Source organism: Paenibacillus sp. NPDC101420 (genome assembly GCF_050277435.1).
Taxonomy (GTDB): Bacteria; Bacillota; Bacilli; order Paenibacillales; family Paenibacillaceae; genus Paenibacillus_AQ.
The window spans coordinates 95,042-112,667 of sequence record NZ_JBNNSE010000008.1 but is presented as its reverse complement, the minus strand read 5'-3'; the positions used below and the strand labels follow the sequence as shown (position 1 = coordinate 112,667).

The following is a 17,626-nucleotide window of genomic DNA, read 5'->3' as shown; positions in this document are numbered from 1 at the left end:
AGGTCCCCCGAATTGATCTTAATGTTTTAGAACCAGGCATCCGTTATGAATTCATCACTCTTACTATTCTTACGAAGAAATGTATCCTTTAAAGCTAGCTGCTCAGCAGCTGGCATACCAGCAAGTTGCAGTTTTCCCGACAGAAGCTCATTAACCTTCATTGGCTCTTCTAACAAAACTTGGATCCATTCTTTCAACATTGTTAATTCCTCCCTTTTTTCTTCTTGCTCTCAATATATCAATAGAAATAGGGATGTAAAACGACAATGTGATTGATATTTACCGCAGTTTTTAATTGCGGTTACACTTGCGTGGACTTGCGGTCTCGGTGAGGAAGCTTGTGTAATTATTTTAACTGAAGAAGTAAAAGCTCTTTCCAATGGGCTTCCAGTTCCATCTGATCCACGAGTTCTAGAAATTTGTAATAATGTGTACGCATCCGAGCGGACGAATACAACAACGTACCAGAATCATTACATATCTGCTCGATCTCCTGCCTACGACTTAATATCCCTTCTGTTGTGCCTTTACCGTTAAAATAATCAATCAACCAATCCTGTTCCTCATTAGCAGCCATTTTCAGTAAATATAAGGTAGGCACTGTTCTCTTGCGATGCAAAAAGTCATTTTTCTCTTCCCAGTTTAGCAAATCACGGAGATCATTCTTCATTTGAGCAGCAATGCCCACTTCATTGATATAAACCGCTACCTTTTCGTTCCAATCCCCGCAAGCGAGAATAACGCCTATCATACAGGCAGAAATAAGCAGTGCCGAAGACTTTTGTTCAATTATGCTTATGTATTCTTCTTCGTTCTTGGATTCATTCATAAGGTCTAGGGTCTGACCATTGATGGCCGTAAGCATCTGCCGATTCATAATTTCGGATGCCTTCATTAGCCTGTCCTGCGGAAAGTCACAATCGAGTAAACCTTGATGTGCCAGCGTAAGGAAGCCTATCGCTATGTTTAAGGAGATCTCAGGTGGCGTCTGGCACCATATGGTGGAGGGTTGATCCTGATCCTGCAAATCATCAATAATGTCCAGTCCGAGTATCATTAACTCAATGGATGCGGCTGCACGATAAATATCTGTCTGTTCACCAGCAAACATCCGGTAGTGAATGACACATAACTTGCTGAACAATAAGGTTTCTTTCAACTTCACTTCCAGAAAAGCTACAGCTGTCTCATGTAGGTATCCTACTAAAAAGTATTTTTTGAGTAATTCCCGTAGTTCAGCCTCAACATTCTCCCTCAGTTGTTCCATTCGATCCCTCACCCTTGAGAAAATAACCACTTTACCATTTTAAAACAATTATTTTGAAAATAATATACCCTAACCCATATTATTCCTTATAGTTCAAAATACAAGAAACGACATGAAGATAATAGTGCACAGTATAAGAATGCTTATATTAAAAAAAGCGCCACCTTTCCTATAATGAAGACTAGGAAAAATATGACGCTTACTGTGGCTTAGGGTTCTCTGACGTTCAACTCATCCTTCTTAGATGGATGAGCCTCCAAGTAGTCCTGTGGGAGACTATTATTCTGACGATTCATAAATAGTGATTTCCCCAGCATTTGTAATACTAGCGAGTAAACCATCTTCATGCGGGTGCCTACTAATAATTCCCGGGTAGATAGATCCTCCAGATCTCCTTGGTACTCACCCAGCTCCTCCTCATCCGATAAACTAGGCATACACTCACTTCCTTTTCAATGAGCAGTGTTATACCGTTATCATATGATAGAAGTAGCTGCTTCACACCGAAAACCTTATTGCAATCTCCCGCCATTCTTTTACGTTTATCCAAAGCTCGTTAAATCATCAGATCGGATGTAGCTGCTTGCCGCTTCTTTCTTCGGTTGTGATTAAGTATCCAGATGGCCGTAGCGCCGTATATGATAACGGGGACTATCCCACTCTCCCCCGCAATATATTCCAGCATTGGTGACGAAGTAGATGAAATATTACGAAACACGCTGTCTACAGCATTATTAGTTCCATGTAAAAGTACAGCCGGCCAGATACTGCCTGAGGTCAGGCGTAATTCATTTATAACGATTCCTGCAAAAACAACAGATAGGGTGAACAAGCCTACTACAATATAACGGTTCCCTGAAGAATGATAAGCACGAGGGCCAAGAATTGCCGGGTAATGCCATAATGCCCAAATGAAGCCCATTGTTATACTTGAGCTCACTCTGCCCATCCACTGAAAACGCGGGAGGAGCCAGCCTCGCCAGCCTATTTCTTCTCCCAAGGCGGACAGCGAACCAAGCACAATATACACAGCCAAGTAAACACCCGTCTCGATCCATGAATCGGGAGAAATCAAGCCTGATTTCCATCCACTCCAATAAACTGTATAGCCCGCTCCCAGTGAAAATAAGGGAATGAGCAAAGCCAATATGTACTCTTGTCCTCCTCTAAATTTAAAGCCCAGCCTTCTCCAGCCTGCCGAACTGTATCCATCCCTTACAACGAGAAACATCATGATACACACCGCAAAAAACGGAGTATACCCGTATATGCCTTGTAATGAATCCGGGAGCAGCAGCATGCCAAGCGCCATGGCCCATACAATGGCAATAAATATCAGGGATTGTTTCTTATCCGAGATCAATCTCCTCACCTACCCTTGTCTATTATATTTTGAATAAGCAACACATGCATTATATACAAAATATGATAGAATTATACATTAAGATAGATTCATAGAGAAAAAATAGATTAAGGCCGTGCTCTAAAGTGAACATCATTCACATTAGAGCACGGCCCTTTTCCAGCATATTCGATTAGCTTATTTATACGATTCTCGGCTTACGAATACTGCTTAACAAGAAGAGCAATAGGAAGAACAATAGCAATACCCCCGTCTCCAGATAAAGGGAAGAGAAACCTTTGCCGTTCAGAATTTTCTCCGCTGCGATAAGGATCCAGGTCGTCGGAACAAACTCACTGATTCCTTTCAGTACAGAAGGCATCATTTCTCTTGGCCAGAAGCATCCACCCAGCATACAAATAGGAACATTAATCAAACCGATTAACGCATTGGCCTGCCTGGTTGTTGACGAGAAGCTGCTGACTAGTACACCCATGGAGATGCATACTAGCGAGAATAACATAAAGAAAAGGATTAGTGTTACGAGATGCGTTCCCATATCAAGCTTGAAGCCCTTAATCATGACATAAAACACAATAAGAATCTGGAAGACCGATAAGCCCAAGAAACTCAGAATATTCTGAAGCATGTAGCTCTTCTGTTTCATGGGTGAATACAAGAGACGCTTGTATACACCCGAGGTCTTATCTTCGATAATCATCGTTGTAGAAGTTGTAATCAAGAATACCATGCTCATGACCAGAAATCCCAAGGCTCGCAACGATTGACTGAGGTCCCGCCCCTTGTCTTCGATGACCTTTAGTTCGGAAGTGAAGCTTCCGTTCTGATAGAGCTTTAATCCCTCATAAAAGCTCTCGCTGCTCCCTCCAGAGGATTTCCCTATATTTGCAGCAGCATTAGTAAAACTTTGAATATCCATTTTGATGGGGAGCGTCGCATCGGATTCCTCCACACTAAAGGTCTTAATCTTGGCGTCCTGCCCTTGAATCAATTTTTCCGTGAGCCCTTGATCGATTTGAATCGCGTAATCAATCTTGTTATTAATTAATTGATCCTGTATATCCTCTTTCTTCAGTACAATCAACCGACTGTCCTTCGATAATTTGTCTTGAATCATTTGAGTGTAAGGCGTCTTATCCTCGTCGGCAATACCAACCTTATATTTACTCTGCTGTACGGAACCTCCGATAATAATCATTGTGAACACAATAGGTATAACCAACATGGTGATAAGCTTACCCTTCTTCTTGAACAACCGCTTGAGATTATTTTGGAATATAATCATGCTAACTTCCTCCTAGCTCCCCATCCGGAAATGATAAAGATTACCGCAATAATGGTCCATAAGGCAATAAAGCATGAGGCCGAACCTATTGTACCTCCATAAATATTATTGAAAATAATCGTCTGCCCTAAATAATTAGGCGATAAATACATGAGCTGCTCAAGGTCTAGCTTGACATATCCTCCACCAATAAAAGTCATGATCGGCACCAGCATATTTAGAATAGATGTAGAGCGTGCCTGATCCTTAGACAACATGCTGATCATAACTCCCAAGGCAGTTGAAAGCACGGCCAGTGTCAGCACCACCAGCATAATCATTCCTGGATTTGCTCCCCAGTTCGCATCAAATGCTACTTTAGTAAAGAAGTAGACGATCATAGCCTGCACGAACAATAGGGTGACACAACCGATGATCTTACCCACAAAATGCTGCATAGGTCTCATCGGCGAACTGCGAAGCCTACGTCCAAGCGCGCCTGTGAAGTCCTGTGACATCTCATCACTACCGTATAATGCCCCTGCCATCAGGGTAAGCATGAGCATGGTTACTGCATAATAGTCCATAGATCCCGGTGTCTTACCACCAACAGAAACGGGAACCTCTTCTATCCCTCCAGACTTGGCATCATAATTCATTTTGGAATCCAGCTTAGCAAGTGCCTCTGTAGTATTAGCACCGATGATAAAGCTGTCTACAATGTTCTGTACAATCGTTACCCGGCTGTTCTTCACGTTATTGCTATAGATAGAGATAGCGCTCTTTTTCTTATCCATAATCGCCTTCGAGTAATCCTGATTCAGATAGATGAATGCGGAAGCATCGCCATCTTTTACGCTCGTCATCCCTTCCTCTTCACTCTTCACCTCTTTGACGTTAAGCAATGTGGTGATCGCTTCGAGCTTAAGAAACTCATCGAAATTACGGGAGACATCCCCTGCATCCGCGTTGTAGTATACGACGGAGGTCTTCTCCAGCTTAGTTGGCTCAAAAACCCCTTGCAGCGCGGTTCCTAGAATTAGTGTGATCAGCAGCGGCATAAACAATCTTTTGACAAACGTCCGGTAATCCCTAACGTTCGTGATGATCGTGTAATACGCGATATATAAAATGTTCATAAGGTACCTCCTAATCCCGAAGGGTCCTTCCGGTTAGAGTAAGAAAGACGCTTTCCAGGCTAGGTCGCTCAACACCTATGGTAATAATCTCGGCGTGTGCGCTGGTTAACCGTTCAATCATACGGGTCAAGTTATTGCTGCCTTTTGTCGAAACGACTGTAATCCTGTTCTCATCTACCAAGCACTCAGTTACGCCTTCTACATTCTTCAGACTGTCTGCAAACATTTGACTCGTCGCAGCCACTTCGATAAAAGTCTTTTCCTCATTCGCAATTTGTTCCTTTAGTTCTTCACTAGTGCCGCAAGCGATTAAACGACCTTCATCCATAATGGCAATGGAGCTGCAAATCTCCTCAATCTCCTCCATGTAATGGGAGGTATAAATGATAGTGGAGCCTCTCCGGTTTAATTCGCAGATAGATTCGAGAATATGATTTCTGGACTGGGGATCTACGCCAACCGTGGGTTCATCCATAATAATCAGCTTCGGCTGGTGTACGATCGCACAAGCAATATTTAATCGGCGCTGCATGCCTCCTGAATATTTGCCCGGCTTATCCTTTCTGCGGTCCCATAAACCTGTGAAATTTAATGCTTCTTCTACCCTTTCCTTAAGAAGCTTTCCTTTCAATCCATAAAGCTTGCCGAAAAACGTTACATTCTCGTAGGCAGTCAGCCCTTGGATTACGGCAATATCCTGCGGAACAACACCGATTTGCTTTTTGATTTCCGTTCCTGCGGATTTCATCGTTTTGCCAAACAGAAGAATCTCGCCTTCCTCAGGATCACTCAATCCACAAATAGTACTAATCAAAGTTGTCTTCCCTGCACCATTCGGGCCTAGCAGACCGAAGATTTCGCCTTCTTTTACCGTCAGACTTACTTGATTTACAGCCGTTTTATTCTGGTAGCGTTTTACGATGCCATTCAGTTCCAATATCATTAACTCTCACTCCTCTTAGATAATTGATTATTGAGCCCAGTGGCGAGTACGGTTAAAGGGATACACCGGCACGCTCAGCTTGTTCCAGCTTGAATCCTTATACCATAGCTTCCAGTCCAGTACGGCTCCGTTAACGAATAATTGGCAGATCTCCCGCGCAATTTCCGTCTGTTCTACGGGTGCCTCTCTATCCTGCAATGCTGCTTGGAGAAGCAGGTTTGCTGCCTCCGATTGTTTTCTCCTCTGGCTTTCGGTGATCGCAGTGTCAGATGATCCTGCTGCGTATATTCCCTTATCCCGTAAATACCTTATGCCACTGCTGATGATCTCCTGAAGACGGATAAGCAGCTCCTCTAGGCTCGTAACTGGAATAGCCAAACGGTACTCATGCTGACCTCTCCCTGTATTGGCTGTATGGCATAAGTCTCCTATAGCGCTTGAAGGGTGATCCTCAATCCAGGAGATATACGCGTTCACCAATCGGATCAGCGAAGTCTCGTTAGTGGCTGAAAGTGTGAAGATATGCGTTTTCAGACGGTGTTCCTTCTCTGGCAAAGTTGTTTTGGAGACTTCAACCTCTTTGCTGCCATTGTCACTGAAAGCTTCCTCCACAATTAGATGACAGTTGGTTCCGCTATAGCCATAAGAATTGATTCCCGCTCTTCTCGGAGTGCCTTCAACCTCCCAAGCTACCTTTCGATCATTCACATAAACGGCAGACTGAACAAATGGGATAAAGGGATTTGGCTCTTGAAAGCCTCCGCTTGGAGGCAGCGTCTTGTGCTTAAGTGCACCGATCACCTTGAGCAAGGAGGCAACACCTGAACCGGCAACCAGATGACCAATGTTTCCTTTCGTAGAGCCTATCGCACAGAACTGTTTCTTATCTGTCCGTGTTCTGAAAGCAGAAGTGATTCCGCTAAGCTCTATCGAATCGCCAAGCTTTGTCGCGAGTCCGTGTGCCTCTAAATAGGTAATCGTTTCAGGATCTATCTTGGCATCTTCCCAAGCATCAGTAATCGCATTTCGGATTCCCTCTGCGCTCATTTCCGCCAGTTTACTTGTGCTTCCATTATTACTGAGAGCACTGCCTTTTATGATCGCATGAATGTGATCCCTATCCTGTACGGCCTTCTGCAGGGGCTTCAATAAGAGAACTACTACTCCTTCTCCCCAGGTTACCCCTCCAGGACTGCGGTCAAAGACTCGCGTAGTATCTTTGCTAGTCTCAAGCATGCTGTTCTGAACGATAGGATACAGAAAGAGATTAATACCACCCGTAATGGCCATAGTGCATTCTTTATTCCGAATGGCTTGGCAGGCCGTATGTACGGCTGCCATGCCGGAAGAACAACCGGTATCCACAACTAGACTAGGACCGTTAAGATTCAAATAATTTGAGATCCGACTGGCCAGAATTCCTGTCCATGAGCCTAAGAGCGTATCTGCATCCCTCGTTCTTTGAACATCCAAGTAAGAAAATAACATGCGATGGGTATGATCATTGCCAACATATACACCAGTCTTACTGCCATGGAGTTTTGTTCCCCCATATCCCCCCTCTTCGAGCGCTTCATAGGCTGTTTCTAGAAAGAGTCTTTGATAGGGATCTATACTCTCTGCCTTCTTCGAAGGAATCCGGAAGAATTCAGCATCAAATTGATCCAGATTCTCTAAATATCCACCGCTGAAATAAGGATCACTGCCACGCAGATGCTCCGGAAGGAAGACATCCATGTCCTGCTTTCTGCCTTCCGGGAAAGGAATAACCGAGGAGATACCCATCTCCATGTTGCTCCAGAATTGCTGTGGATGGTCAGCACCCGGCAGTTTACAAGCCAGACCGATAATCGCAATGTCACGGTTAACTGGAGCCATCTTTTTCAGCATAGTTAAGGCTGTACCTCTATCGAGTTCACCTTTTTGAAGAAGCTCCAGGATTTTGCGATTGATAACCTCCGTCTCACTCATGCTCCCCCTCCTTACTCCAAATCTGCGGCGATAAACTCAAGGACACTAGCCATATCCGCATCTCCGGTCTCAAACTGTCCAAGTAATTGATCCAGATATTCTTCCTCTGTAGCATCCTTATTCTCAGGCGCGGAAGATGGTTGGATTACCCCTCGTTTGGTATCGATATATTCCGCCATCTCAGCTACATTCGAATAGGTAAACATATCAGAAATATCAACGAGATCTGGGTATTCACGATCGATGTACTTTAACAGCTCGGTGGCCATAATTGAGTCACCACCCATCGCGTTGAAGCTCTCATAGATGTCGATCACAGGCATGTTTAAACCGCGGGCATAGATATAGGCAATGGTGCGTTCAGTCTCGGTGTATTCATCTTCACCCTTCCCACTAAAGGTGATTTCTCCAAGAGGTTGTGGTGTTGCGGAACCCCCTGCCGCCCCCGCATGCTGCTGATGTTTGCTGAGCATTTTTCGTAAAGAGCGAGACAGACTCATCGGTAATTGCGGCTCGATCGCTGAGAGTAGCGTAAGATTGATTTCACCAGGGATCACATTGGATAGATCCGTTTCTAGGAGCTGGCTGATCACTTCAAAAGCCCGCTCATTATTCACGGAGCGGAAGAGCACTACATCCTCAGAAATGTTGTAGTCCACTGCCATTCCGACCTCACTCCAAGCTGGCCAGTTTACTGTAGCTGTTTTGCCTGCCACCCTGCGGCGCTGGGAGGAGAATGCATCCAGATAGCTGTTGGCTGCTGTGTAATCGCCTTGGCCTCTTGAACCGAACAAGGTAGCGATGGAAGAGAAGCTGATGAAGAAATCCAATTGATCTTCCCTTGTCAAATGATCCAGCAGCCACGTTCCATACAGCTTTGGATGAATAACTTCATCAAAGTTTCCCTTCTCTTTGCGAATTAGGAATCCATCACCAGCTACACCCGCTCCATGGAATACCCCACTAATTCTTCCGAACTTATGGCGCAAGGTACTTAAGGCTTCCGTTACCTCATCTTCGTTACTAAGATCTGCGCTGAAGCATAGCACTTCAGATCCCAGCTTCTCAATTTCTTGAATCTTCAATAATTTGTCGATAAGGGACTGTTGTTCGCCTTGTTCGATAATGGTTGCCCACTCTTTTTTATCTGGCAGCTGTGACCGGTTAATCAAGCCTAAACGCACCGACTGTTTGGAAGCTAAATGCCGTGCCAGTGCCAACCCGATACCACCGGTACCACCAGTGATCACATAGACCCCATCAGCCGTAATCTCAACCGGCTCCGACTTGACTTGATCCCAATCCACATGGCCCAATTGCTCGGTATATCGCTCGTTCTCACGATAAGCTACCCGAAAGCTTGGAGCTGTGGTTCCAAGCTCAGCAATAACACGTTCAGCCGAAGTGTTCGGGTCTATTTCAATACTGCGGCAGGATAGTTCCGGGAACTCCTGAGCCACTACCTTCGTTAAGCCTAGCAATGCAGCATTATGCGGATGAATAACACGTTCTTCCCCATTCACTTCATGAGCATTATCTGTAAGAATGATAAGTTCAAATTCCTGTTTCACTTTGCTCTGAACATACGCCCGGCTCAAATGGTAAAGGCTGTCTACCCCTTGCTTCACGGCTTGCTTCAGTTCAAAGAGTTCATTGATTTGTTGTTCTCCAGCTAATGACAAGGTATGAATGATTTTATGAATTCCACTGCCAGCCAGATCTTCGAACATCCGGCGATATCCAGACTCCGTACCATCAATGATGATATGGTTGTCATCGATCTGCTCATAAGCCTCTCCCCACTGCGATTCAACGATGCTCATGCCCTTATTATGCAATTCTGCCATTAGTGACCGCGTAAATTCTGAATCTTGTTTAAGAATGAGAATCTTTTCTCCGGAAGCGAAAGCTGGAGCTTCTTCCATGATCGGAGCAGCTACCCATGATGTTTTGTAGTAATGATGAAGCTGGTTCGATTCTTTAAATTGTTTCACTTGAATTCGCTTAATCGTGTACTCTTCGATTTCTGCGAATACTTTGCCGTTCATATCTGTCAAAGAAATATTAAATTTGATCGTTTCTTTGTTCTTAGACTCTTTCTCAATTTTGCGGATATGGGTATAGAAGCGTTCAGGCATTGCTCTATAAAACTTGAAGTTCTTATAGGAGAGAGGAAGATACATACCCTCACCGAAGCTTTGTGTAGCGGCATTAACGGCATTGTCGAGCATGCCGGGATGTAATCCATACTGCTCCAAATCCGAAACGAAGGCTTCGGGAATGTTTAGCTCGGCAACAACATCCTTTTCTCCTAAGTAGACTTGCACTACATTCAGCCATCTTGGACCGAAGGTAACTCTGCCACTCTTGTTCGTTAATGCATCATTATCGACAATCAACTCACGGCGTCCGCTCTGATTTTGTAATTGCTCTAGAGGATAAAATACATCTTGGACATCAGACATCGGATAAATATCTACCTCCATATGGGCGGTCCACGTTCCAGCAGCTTCTTCCTCCTGCTTCGCTTCACTCGCTACGATCAGGTGGAGATGATCCCGTTCCCTCTGCACGATAAACTGTACTTCTTTGTTCTCTTCTTCTCTTACCGAAACTGGGGAAAGGAAGATGATATCCTTCAGTTCCAGACCGCCGTTCGGATAATATCTTTTCCCAATTTCTCTGGCAATTTCCACATAAGCGGTGCCTGGTACGATGCAGGTACCAAATAGCATGTGGTCCTTCAGCACCCAGTGCTTTTCTGTGTTTAGAGAGACCGAATAAATCTCCTGTTTGTAGGACTTGAGAATACAGCGGTCAATCAAAGGATAATTCCCCTCTTTCACAGGTTCCGCTGCTACCTTCAACTTACTGACCTTAATCTCTCCCCAGTAAGGAGTTCGTTCAAAAGGGTATACTGGTAGACTCACCTTCTGTATCGCCTGACCTTGATACAAGATAGACCAGTCGATCATAGCTCCTTCTACGTAGAGCTTTCCTAGCTGGCGGTAGGGATCAGCCGTCTCAGGCTCCGTATGGATTTTCGTGAGAAATAGGGTAGCTTGCTTCCCTTTCTCCGTAAGAATCCGTCTCTCGCTTTCGGAAATTTCACCTTCATCCTTCAGCTTCTTCTTATCAGAGACCACCTTATGTTTGCCAAAATAGATATCCGGCTGATCTTGGATTGATTCTAAGCCTTCGCGGTGTACCCAGGCTATTTTGCTGCGAAGCTCCTCTACGTTTCGGGCAACAACAGACAATCTGTAATCGAAATGCCCGCGGCCAGTATTAGAGGTGTAGCAGATTTGGGCTAGACTGGCCGATGGTGAACCTGCTAAGTATTTATTGTAGCGATCGACAATACGCACCAACGCTTCTTTGCTTTTACCGGATAACGTCAGCATTTGCTGCTCATCTGCTGCTTCCTTGCTCGATTCCATTCTTTCCGGTGCCTCCTCCAGCACGATATGGCAGTTCGTACCGCTAAATCCGAACCCGCTCACACCACCTCTGCGAGGATGTTCCCCCTTATCCCAAGTTGTGAGTCGATCTACAACGTACAGTGGGGAATCCGTGAATGGAATGTGTGGATTCGGCTCCTCGAAATGGAGGCTGGCTGGTATTTTTTTATTCTTAAGACTTAAGATCACCTTCAGAATACCAGCAACACCAGATGCACCAACCAGATGTCCCATGTTCGTCTTGGCTGAACCGATCCCGCAGAATTGACTTTTGGTCGTCTTCTTACGGAACGCATTGCTCAGACCTTTGATCTCAATCGGATCTCCAAGCAAGGTTCCCGTGCCATGTGCTTCAATGTAGCCAATGGTTTCAGGGTTAATTCCAGCCTGTTCCCAAGCTTTGGTGATTACTTCCTCCTGTGCGATTGGATTAGGAGAAGTAATTCCGTTGGAAGCACCATCATTATTAGCTGCACTTCCTTTGATTACGGCATATATATGATCTCCATCCGCAAGTGCCTTTTGTAGCGGCTTCAGCAGCAGTGCTGCAACACCTTCACCAAATACTGTACCTGTAGATTTCTTATCGAAGGTTCTGACGATGTTATCCGTGGAGGCCACCGAACTAAGTACGTCATCACTTCCGTCTTCAGTATTGCCTTGAGCAGAGGTTCCCACGGAAATTCCGCCGGCAATTGCCATATCGCACTCCTGATTCCGCAAGGCTTGACTGGCGGTGTGAATAGCCACCAGACCAGAAGAGCAGGCGGTGTCGACCACCATGCTCGGTCCACGCAGATTGAACAAATAGTTAATCCGGCTAGCCAGTATGCCTTCCCATGTCCCCGTCAAATGCATAGGGTCCGGTTCCGTCAAGAAGCGGTAGAACGTTCCAGAGGTGCAGTCTCTTCCTACATAGACACCAGTATTGGTGCCGACAATACGATCTCCGCCATACCCTCCGTCTTCAACAGCACTCCATGCAGTTTGCAAGAACAGTCGCTGTGCAGGGTCCATAAAACGTGCTTCGCGTGGAGGAATATTGAAGAATCCCGCATCGAACATTTCAATATCCTTGATATAGCCAGCTTTAACACTCTGTGATTCTTTTTTCTCTTCCTCTGACATCAGCTTCTGGCCAAGGAACTCCGCATAATGGGCGTTATCACTTAGAGGAGAAAAATATTTTCTGCGTTCTTCCGGGTATTCCACCATGCAGGACTCCCCGTTCTCTAAGTGATTCCAGTAAGCCTCTGGAGAGTCTGTATCTGCAAAATTACAAGCAATCCCAATGACTGCAACATCACTATTTTGCTTGTTATCCGAATTGTGTATTTCTAATAGGAGGTTTTTAGCATCTTTTTGTGACAGATTTTGTCCAGCTACTTGTTCCAAAATATACTTTTTAACTTGCTGCATCTTCCCATCTCCTCACAATATTAGTCCTGTATATAGGCCTCCGCTTGATCCGCAGCAAGCTTACCAGACGCGAGCCGCTCCAATATGAAATCAATGTTATCCTCAAAGCTACTGCTTACATTCACGCCTTCGATAACTGCAGGAACGGTCTTGCTTTCAATAAAGCCTGCCATTTCTAGAATGGTTGAATAAATGAATACATCCGTAATGTCGATAACACCGGGATATACCTTCTCTACTTCCTTCAGCAGATGTGAAGCCAGAAGAGAATCCCCACCAATCTCAAAGAACTTGTCATAGATGTCGATTTCACTCATGCCAAGAACCTTCGCCCAAATGCCTGCGATGCGGAGCTCAGTTGGAGTTAATGCCTCTCGATCCTTCCCTTTGATCGTAATCGCAGCATCCAGGTTATCAACTTGCTCTAAATTATTACTGCTCGTATGACTTCGTTTATATTTAGCATTCAGCGCAGGCGATAAGCTGACCGGAAGAAATGGAATCGATTCAGCAAAAATCGAATCATTCACTTCACCTACAAGCACCTGTCGATGCTCTAAGCTGCCGATAGTTGTTAAGGCCAGAATCCCTTCTACAGAAGTTAAGGGTTTGAACATGCCCGCCTTCTCGCTGACACCGTAGTCCAGAGCCATTCCGGTTTCATTCCAGCCTGCCCAATTAATGGTGAGGGTCTTTCTACCTTGCTTATTTCTGAAAAATGAGTACGCATCCTGATAAGCATTCGCGGCGGTATAATCACTCTGTCCAGGTGCGCCAAAGACCGAGGTCAAGGATGAGCAGAGAATAAAGAAATCCAATGGATCTTTCTCCGTAAGCTTGTCGAGCAGCCACGTCCCTTGTACCTTGGGCTTAAGCACTCTCACCATTTCTTCCACTTCTTTGCGGATGATGTAACCCTCCCCAGCTACACCTGCACAATGGATCATGCCGCTCAGCGTTCCATACTTCGCGCGGATATGTTCAAGCGCAGGCTCAAGCTGGTGCTCTTCCGTAATATCTACTGACATCCATTCCACTGTAGCTCCGCAGCTCTCCATCTCTCTCACTGCGTCTAGCAGCCGATGATATCCAGCCTGCAATTTCTGTTTCGCCAGTTCCGGTTGATGCCCTTTCGCTGGATAAGCGGTTCGGCTTAAGAGAATAATGGTTATATCTCCGAAGGAAGCAAGATATTTACCTATCTCAAGCCCAATACCTCCTGTTCCACCCGTGATTACATATACTCCACCCGGTCGGATCTTCAATCCATTCTCAAGTTCCCGGTGAAGTTGAAGTTCAGTGAACTGCTCTACATAACGAACGCCATTTCGATAAGACGAAGTGAATTCCTGCTTAGGCATAAGTATCTCTGCACTGGCTGCGGATACAGACTCATCTCCATCGAGCTCTACGCAGCGAACTGGAATTTTGGTATTTTCATGGCTGATTACTTTAGCTAGCCCGAAAAGTGAGGCATGATGAGGATGGATTGTTTGTTCCTCACCGTTCACTTCAAAAGCTTCAGTAGCCATAACAATAAGCTCCATCTCTCTTCCCCTCTTTGTACCCGCTAAAGCTTTAGATAAGTGAAAGAGGCTAATTACGCCCAGTTGTATTTGTTCATTCACTCGCTCCACAGTTGCCGGGCTCTCGTCTTCCGATAAACCCCAAGCGTGAATGATTTTGTCCGCTGATAGATGTTTGGTAGCCTGAAGCAATTGTGCAAATCCTTCCAGCGTGTTAGGCAGTATAAAGGTTCTCCCATCAATCTGCTGAAACACTGTTCCGAGAAGGACTTGCGTAACCTCTACCCCGGAGGATTCTAAATACCTAGACATCTTCTGACAAATAGAGCTGTCATTCGCCAACATGATCATTCGCTTTGGTTGAGTCTGAGTTTCGGTCAGCTGAGCATCTCTCGGTTTGGGTATCCAGCAAATCTCATGATATTTACTCTGCTTTCCTGAGATCTCTTGCAGCTTCGTCTCGAACTCATGCAACTTCTTAATCGTATAGTTTTCAATCTCGCCGAAGACTTCGCCATCTAGATCCACCAGAGAAATATCAAAGGCTGCTACTTCGTCGCTGGCCTTGGACATGCTTTTTCTCCTAAGATAACTATAGAATCGACCAGGGATTGCTTTTGCGAATCTGGCTTTTTCGTAGTGAAGTGGTAAGTACAGCCCCTCTCCCGCAGTACCATTAGCAGCGTTAACCGCACCATCCAGCAAGGATGGGTATAAATAATATTTCTTCATCTCATCCACATAAGCCTCAGATATTTCTAGCTTCGCAAGTACCTCATCATCACCAATATAAAGCTTGCGAATATTTCTCCATCTAGGACCAGTGTGCACAAGTGCTCCTGCCAGGGCCTCATCATCGATGATCAATTGGTGGAGACTACGCTGCTGAATCTCGCTGATATCCAGCTTCTTAGGTTTCCCGCTAGCAAATGGATAAATAAATCCCTCGGCATGCTTCACCCACTCCGATTCCGGTCGCGCTTTGCTCACAATCGTGAATTCCAGATGGTCAGCGAACATCCGAATACTGGTCTGAACCTCTTTCTCTTCGTCCTGATCCACGACTAAAGGTAGTGTAAAGAGGACATTTCTCAGCTCGATATTCTGGCTTCCATAATACTGACTACCTACCTCACGGGCCATTTCAATATAAGATGTTCCAGGAAGGATAGAATGCCCTCCAAGCACATGCTCGCGAAGCTCCCAATGTCTTTCGATACTAAATATCGTGGAGTAAATTTGAGTATCTATCGACTTAGCTAAGCATCTGTCCAATAGAGGATGACCAATGGTTTTCTCAGAAGCAGGTCTGCGCTCATGGTGACCTTTACTTTCTATCCAGCATCTTTTTCTAGTGAATGGGTATAAAGGAGCTCTCGTCTTGTGAATTTCTTGCCCCTCATACAGATGCTCCCATTCCACTTCAGCACCTCTCGTGTATACCTTAGCCAATGCGGCAAGAGAAGCCGTATCTGCATGTTGTTTTAAGCGGATGATCCATTCCTCAGCCTCACAAGTCAGGCGGTGTTTATCTTCCTTAGTGATTTCGCCCTGCTCTCTGCTCTCTTTCAGTTGGGAGATCAGTTTGCTCTCTCCGTAATAAATTCTGGGAGAATTAACGTTCTCTGGATCTTGATTCAGCAGAATTTGTATAAGATCCCGAAGTTCCTCCTTATCCGACAAAAGCAGCGCTAAACGGTAATTGTAATGTCCTCTTCCTGTATTTGCTGTATAGCATAGACTTTCCAGTGCAACTTCCGGTTCGGCCAGCAAGTGCTCACCGTAATGTCCAACTAAAGCTTTGAGAGCTTCCTTACTCTTCGCCGACAGTGTCAACAATCGCTCCCCAGATGCGCAAGATTTATGAATTACAGGAGGTGCCTCCTCCAGAATGACATGACTGTTCGTGCCACTTAAGCCGAAAGAGCTGACTCCACATCTCCGTGGCCCCTTTTCATACTCCCATTCCATTAGGCGGTCATTAATGTAAAGGGGGGAATCGATAAAGGGTATGCTCCGGTTCGGGCGTTTGAAATGCAGGCTAGGAGGAAGCTTTTTATAATGAAGTGAAAGAATAGCCTTAATCATGCCCGCCATGCCTGCCGCACCGTCTAAATGTCCAATATTCGTCTTCACGGAGCCTATTGCACAAAATTGCTTCTTATCCGTATGTTTGCGAAAGGCACGCTCCAATCCATTCATTTCTACCGGATCGCCCAGCTTCGTGCCTGTTCCATGTGCTTCGATATAAGTAATGGTGTTAGGATTAACTCTGGCATCCTCCCACGCCTTAAGAATCACAGCTTCCTGTGCGGCAGAATTAGGGGCCGTAATCCCCACCGAGCTGCCATCCTGATTAATAGCGCTGCCTTTAATGACCGCATAGATATCGTCGCCATCGAGCATGGCTTGATGCAGAGGTTTCAGAAGTATGGCTCCCACACCCTCGCCGCCTCCCGTACCATCCGAGCTGTCGTCAAAAGTTCGGGTTCTGCCATCTGAAGCGCTGATACCAATATCTTCGTTCTCACTCTTCACTCCCGGAATCAGGTTCAGCTTCACCCCACCTGCTACAGCCAAATCGCAGTCTCCGTTACGTATAGCTTGGCATGCAATGTGAACCGCTGTTAAGGACGAAGAACAAGCGGTGTCAATCAACATGCTCGGACCCTTAAGATCGAATAAGTAATTGATTCTGCTCGCGATAATGGACTTAATATTTCCCGGGATGGAAATGTTGAATAGAGAAGGATCCGCCATTTCTATAAAGCGTAAGTATTCTTCCAATGAAATATTGCAGTATCCAACATAAATCCCGGTTTTACTGCCTACCAGTTTCTTACCTCCGTATCCGGCATCTTCAATGGCCCCCCACACTGCCTCTAGAAACAGTCGCTGATTCGGGTCCATCAAACTTGCCTCTGTAGGAGAAATAGCGAATAGCTGATAGTCAAACTTATCAATTTCCTCCAAATATGCTTTTTCAGAAAAGTTTAATTTCTTTGCGTCATCAGCATTCATAAAATGTCTAAGATAGTTTTCAGCATCGGCTCTTCGTTCCTGTGGATAAGGTCCAATCTGGTCTTTTCCGGTGCTTAAAGCATCCCAGTATTCATAGCGATTCTTAGAGCTCCCGAATTGGCAGGAGAGCCCGATCACTGCAATATCCCGTCTGGATCCCTGATCCGTTCTATTTGTTCCGGGTCTGGAAGCTTCCGTATCTCTCTTCCGCCTTCCGCTTTCAAACTTAAAATCATTGTTGGCCATGCCCTT

At 45.3% G+C, this 17,626-nt stretch carries 10 protein-coding genes; all 10 read right to left on the bottom strand.

What is annotated here, in order from left to right; genetic code table 11:
• Positions 1 to 26: 26 nt before the first annotated feature.
• A complete protein-coding gene (gene comX / locus ACQKMP_RS26200; protein WP_156113188.1) occupies positions 27 to 200 on the bottom strand; it encodes a competence pheromone ComX in 174 nt (57 codons plus the stop codon).
• A gap of 146 nt (positions 201 to 346) precedes the next feature.
• Complete coding sequence (locus ACQKMP_RS26195) at positions 347 to 1,267, bottom strand: polyprenyl synthetase family protein (protein ID WP_042191985.1); 921 nt, start codon at positions 1,265 to 1,267, stop codon at positions 347 to 349.
• Between the two features lie 209 nt (positions 1,268 to 1,476).
• Positions 1,477 to 1,704 carry a hypothetical protein gene (locus ACQKMP_RS26190; protein ID WP_042191987.1) on the bottom strand — a complete coding sequence of 76 codons (228 nt, stop codon included), beginning with the start codon at positions 1,702 to 1,704 and terminating at the stop codon, positions 1,477 to 1,479.
• 119 nt (positions 1,705 to 1,823) lie between these two features.
• The gene (locus ACQKMP_RS26185; protein WP_427471836.1) at positions 1,824 to 2,630 is read right to left on the bottom strand and encodes a CPBP family glutamic-type intramembrane protease; all 807 of its coding nucleotides are present in this window, start codon (positions 2,628 to 2,630) and stop codon (positions 1,824 to 1,826) included.
• A 181-nt stretch (positions 2,631 to 2,811) separates the two neighbouring features.
• Entirely contained in the window at positions 2,812 to 3,915 is a 1,104-nt protein-coding gene (locus ACQKMP_RS26180; RefSeq protein ID WP_042191988.1) for an ABC transporter permease, read from the bottom strand.
• On the bottom strand, positions 3,912 to 5,033 hold the full coding sequence (locus ACQKMP_RS26175; RefSeq protein ID WP_042191990.1) for an ABC transporter permease: 1,122 nt from the start codon (positions 5,031 to 5,033) through the stop codon (positions 3,912 to 3,914). The genes ACQKMP_RS26180 and ACQKMP_RS26175 overlap by 4 nt, the downstream gene beginning before the upstream one ends.
• Before the next feature lie 10 nt (positions 5,034 to 5,043).
• Complete coding sequence (locus ACQKMP_RS26170) at positions 5,044 to 5,976, bottom strand: ABC transporter ATP-binding protein (RefSeq protein WP_042191992.1); 933 nt, start codon at positions 5,974 to 5,976, stop codon at positions 5,044 to 5,046.
• Between the two features lie 27 nt (positions 5,977 to 6,003).
• Positions 6,004 to 7,947: a beta-ketoacyl synthase N-terminal-like domain-containing protein gene (locus ACQKMP_RS26165; RefSeq protein WP_427471832.1), complete on the bottom strand. Its 1,944-nt coding sequence runs from the start codon at positions 7,945 to 7,947 to the stop codon at positions 6,004 to 6,006.
• Between the two features lie 11 nt (positions 7,948 to 7,958).
• A complete protein-coding gene (locus tag ACQKMP_RS26160) occupies positions 7,959 to 12,827 on the bottom strand; it encodes an SDR family NAD(P)-dependent oxidoreductase (RefSeq protein WP_427471830.1) in 4,869 nt (1,622 codons plus the stop codon).
• A 20-nt stretch (positions 12,828 to 12,847) separates the two neighbouring features.
• Positions 12,848 to 17,620, bottom strand: a complete 4,773-nt coding sequence (locus ACQKMP_RS26155) for an SDR family oxidoreductase (protein WP_427471828.1) — start codon at positions 17,618 to 17,620, stop codon at positions 12,848 to 12,850.
• Positions 17,621 to 17,626: the final 6 nt, after the last annotated feature.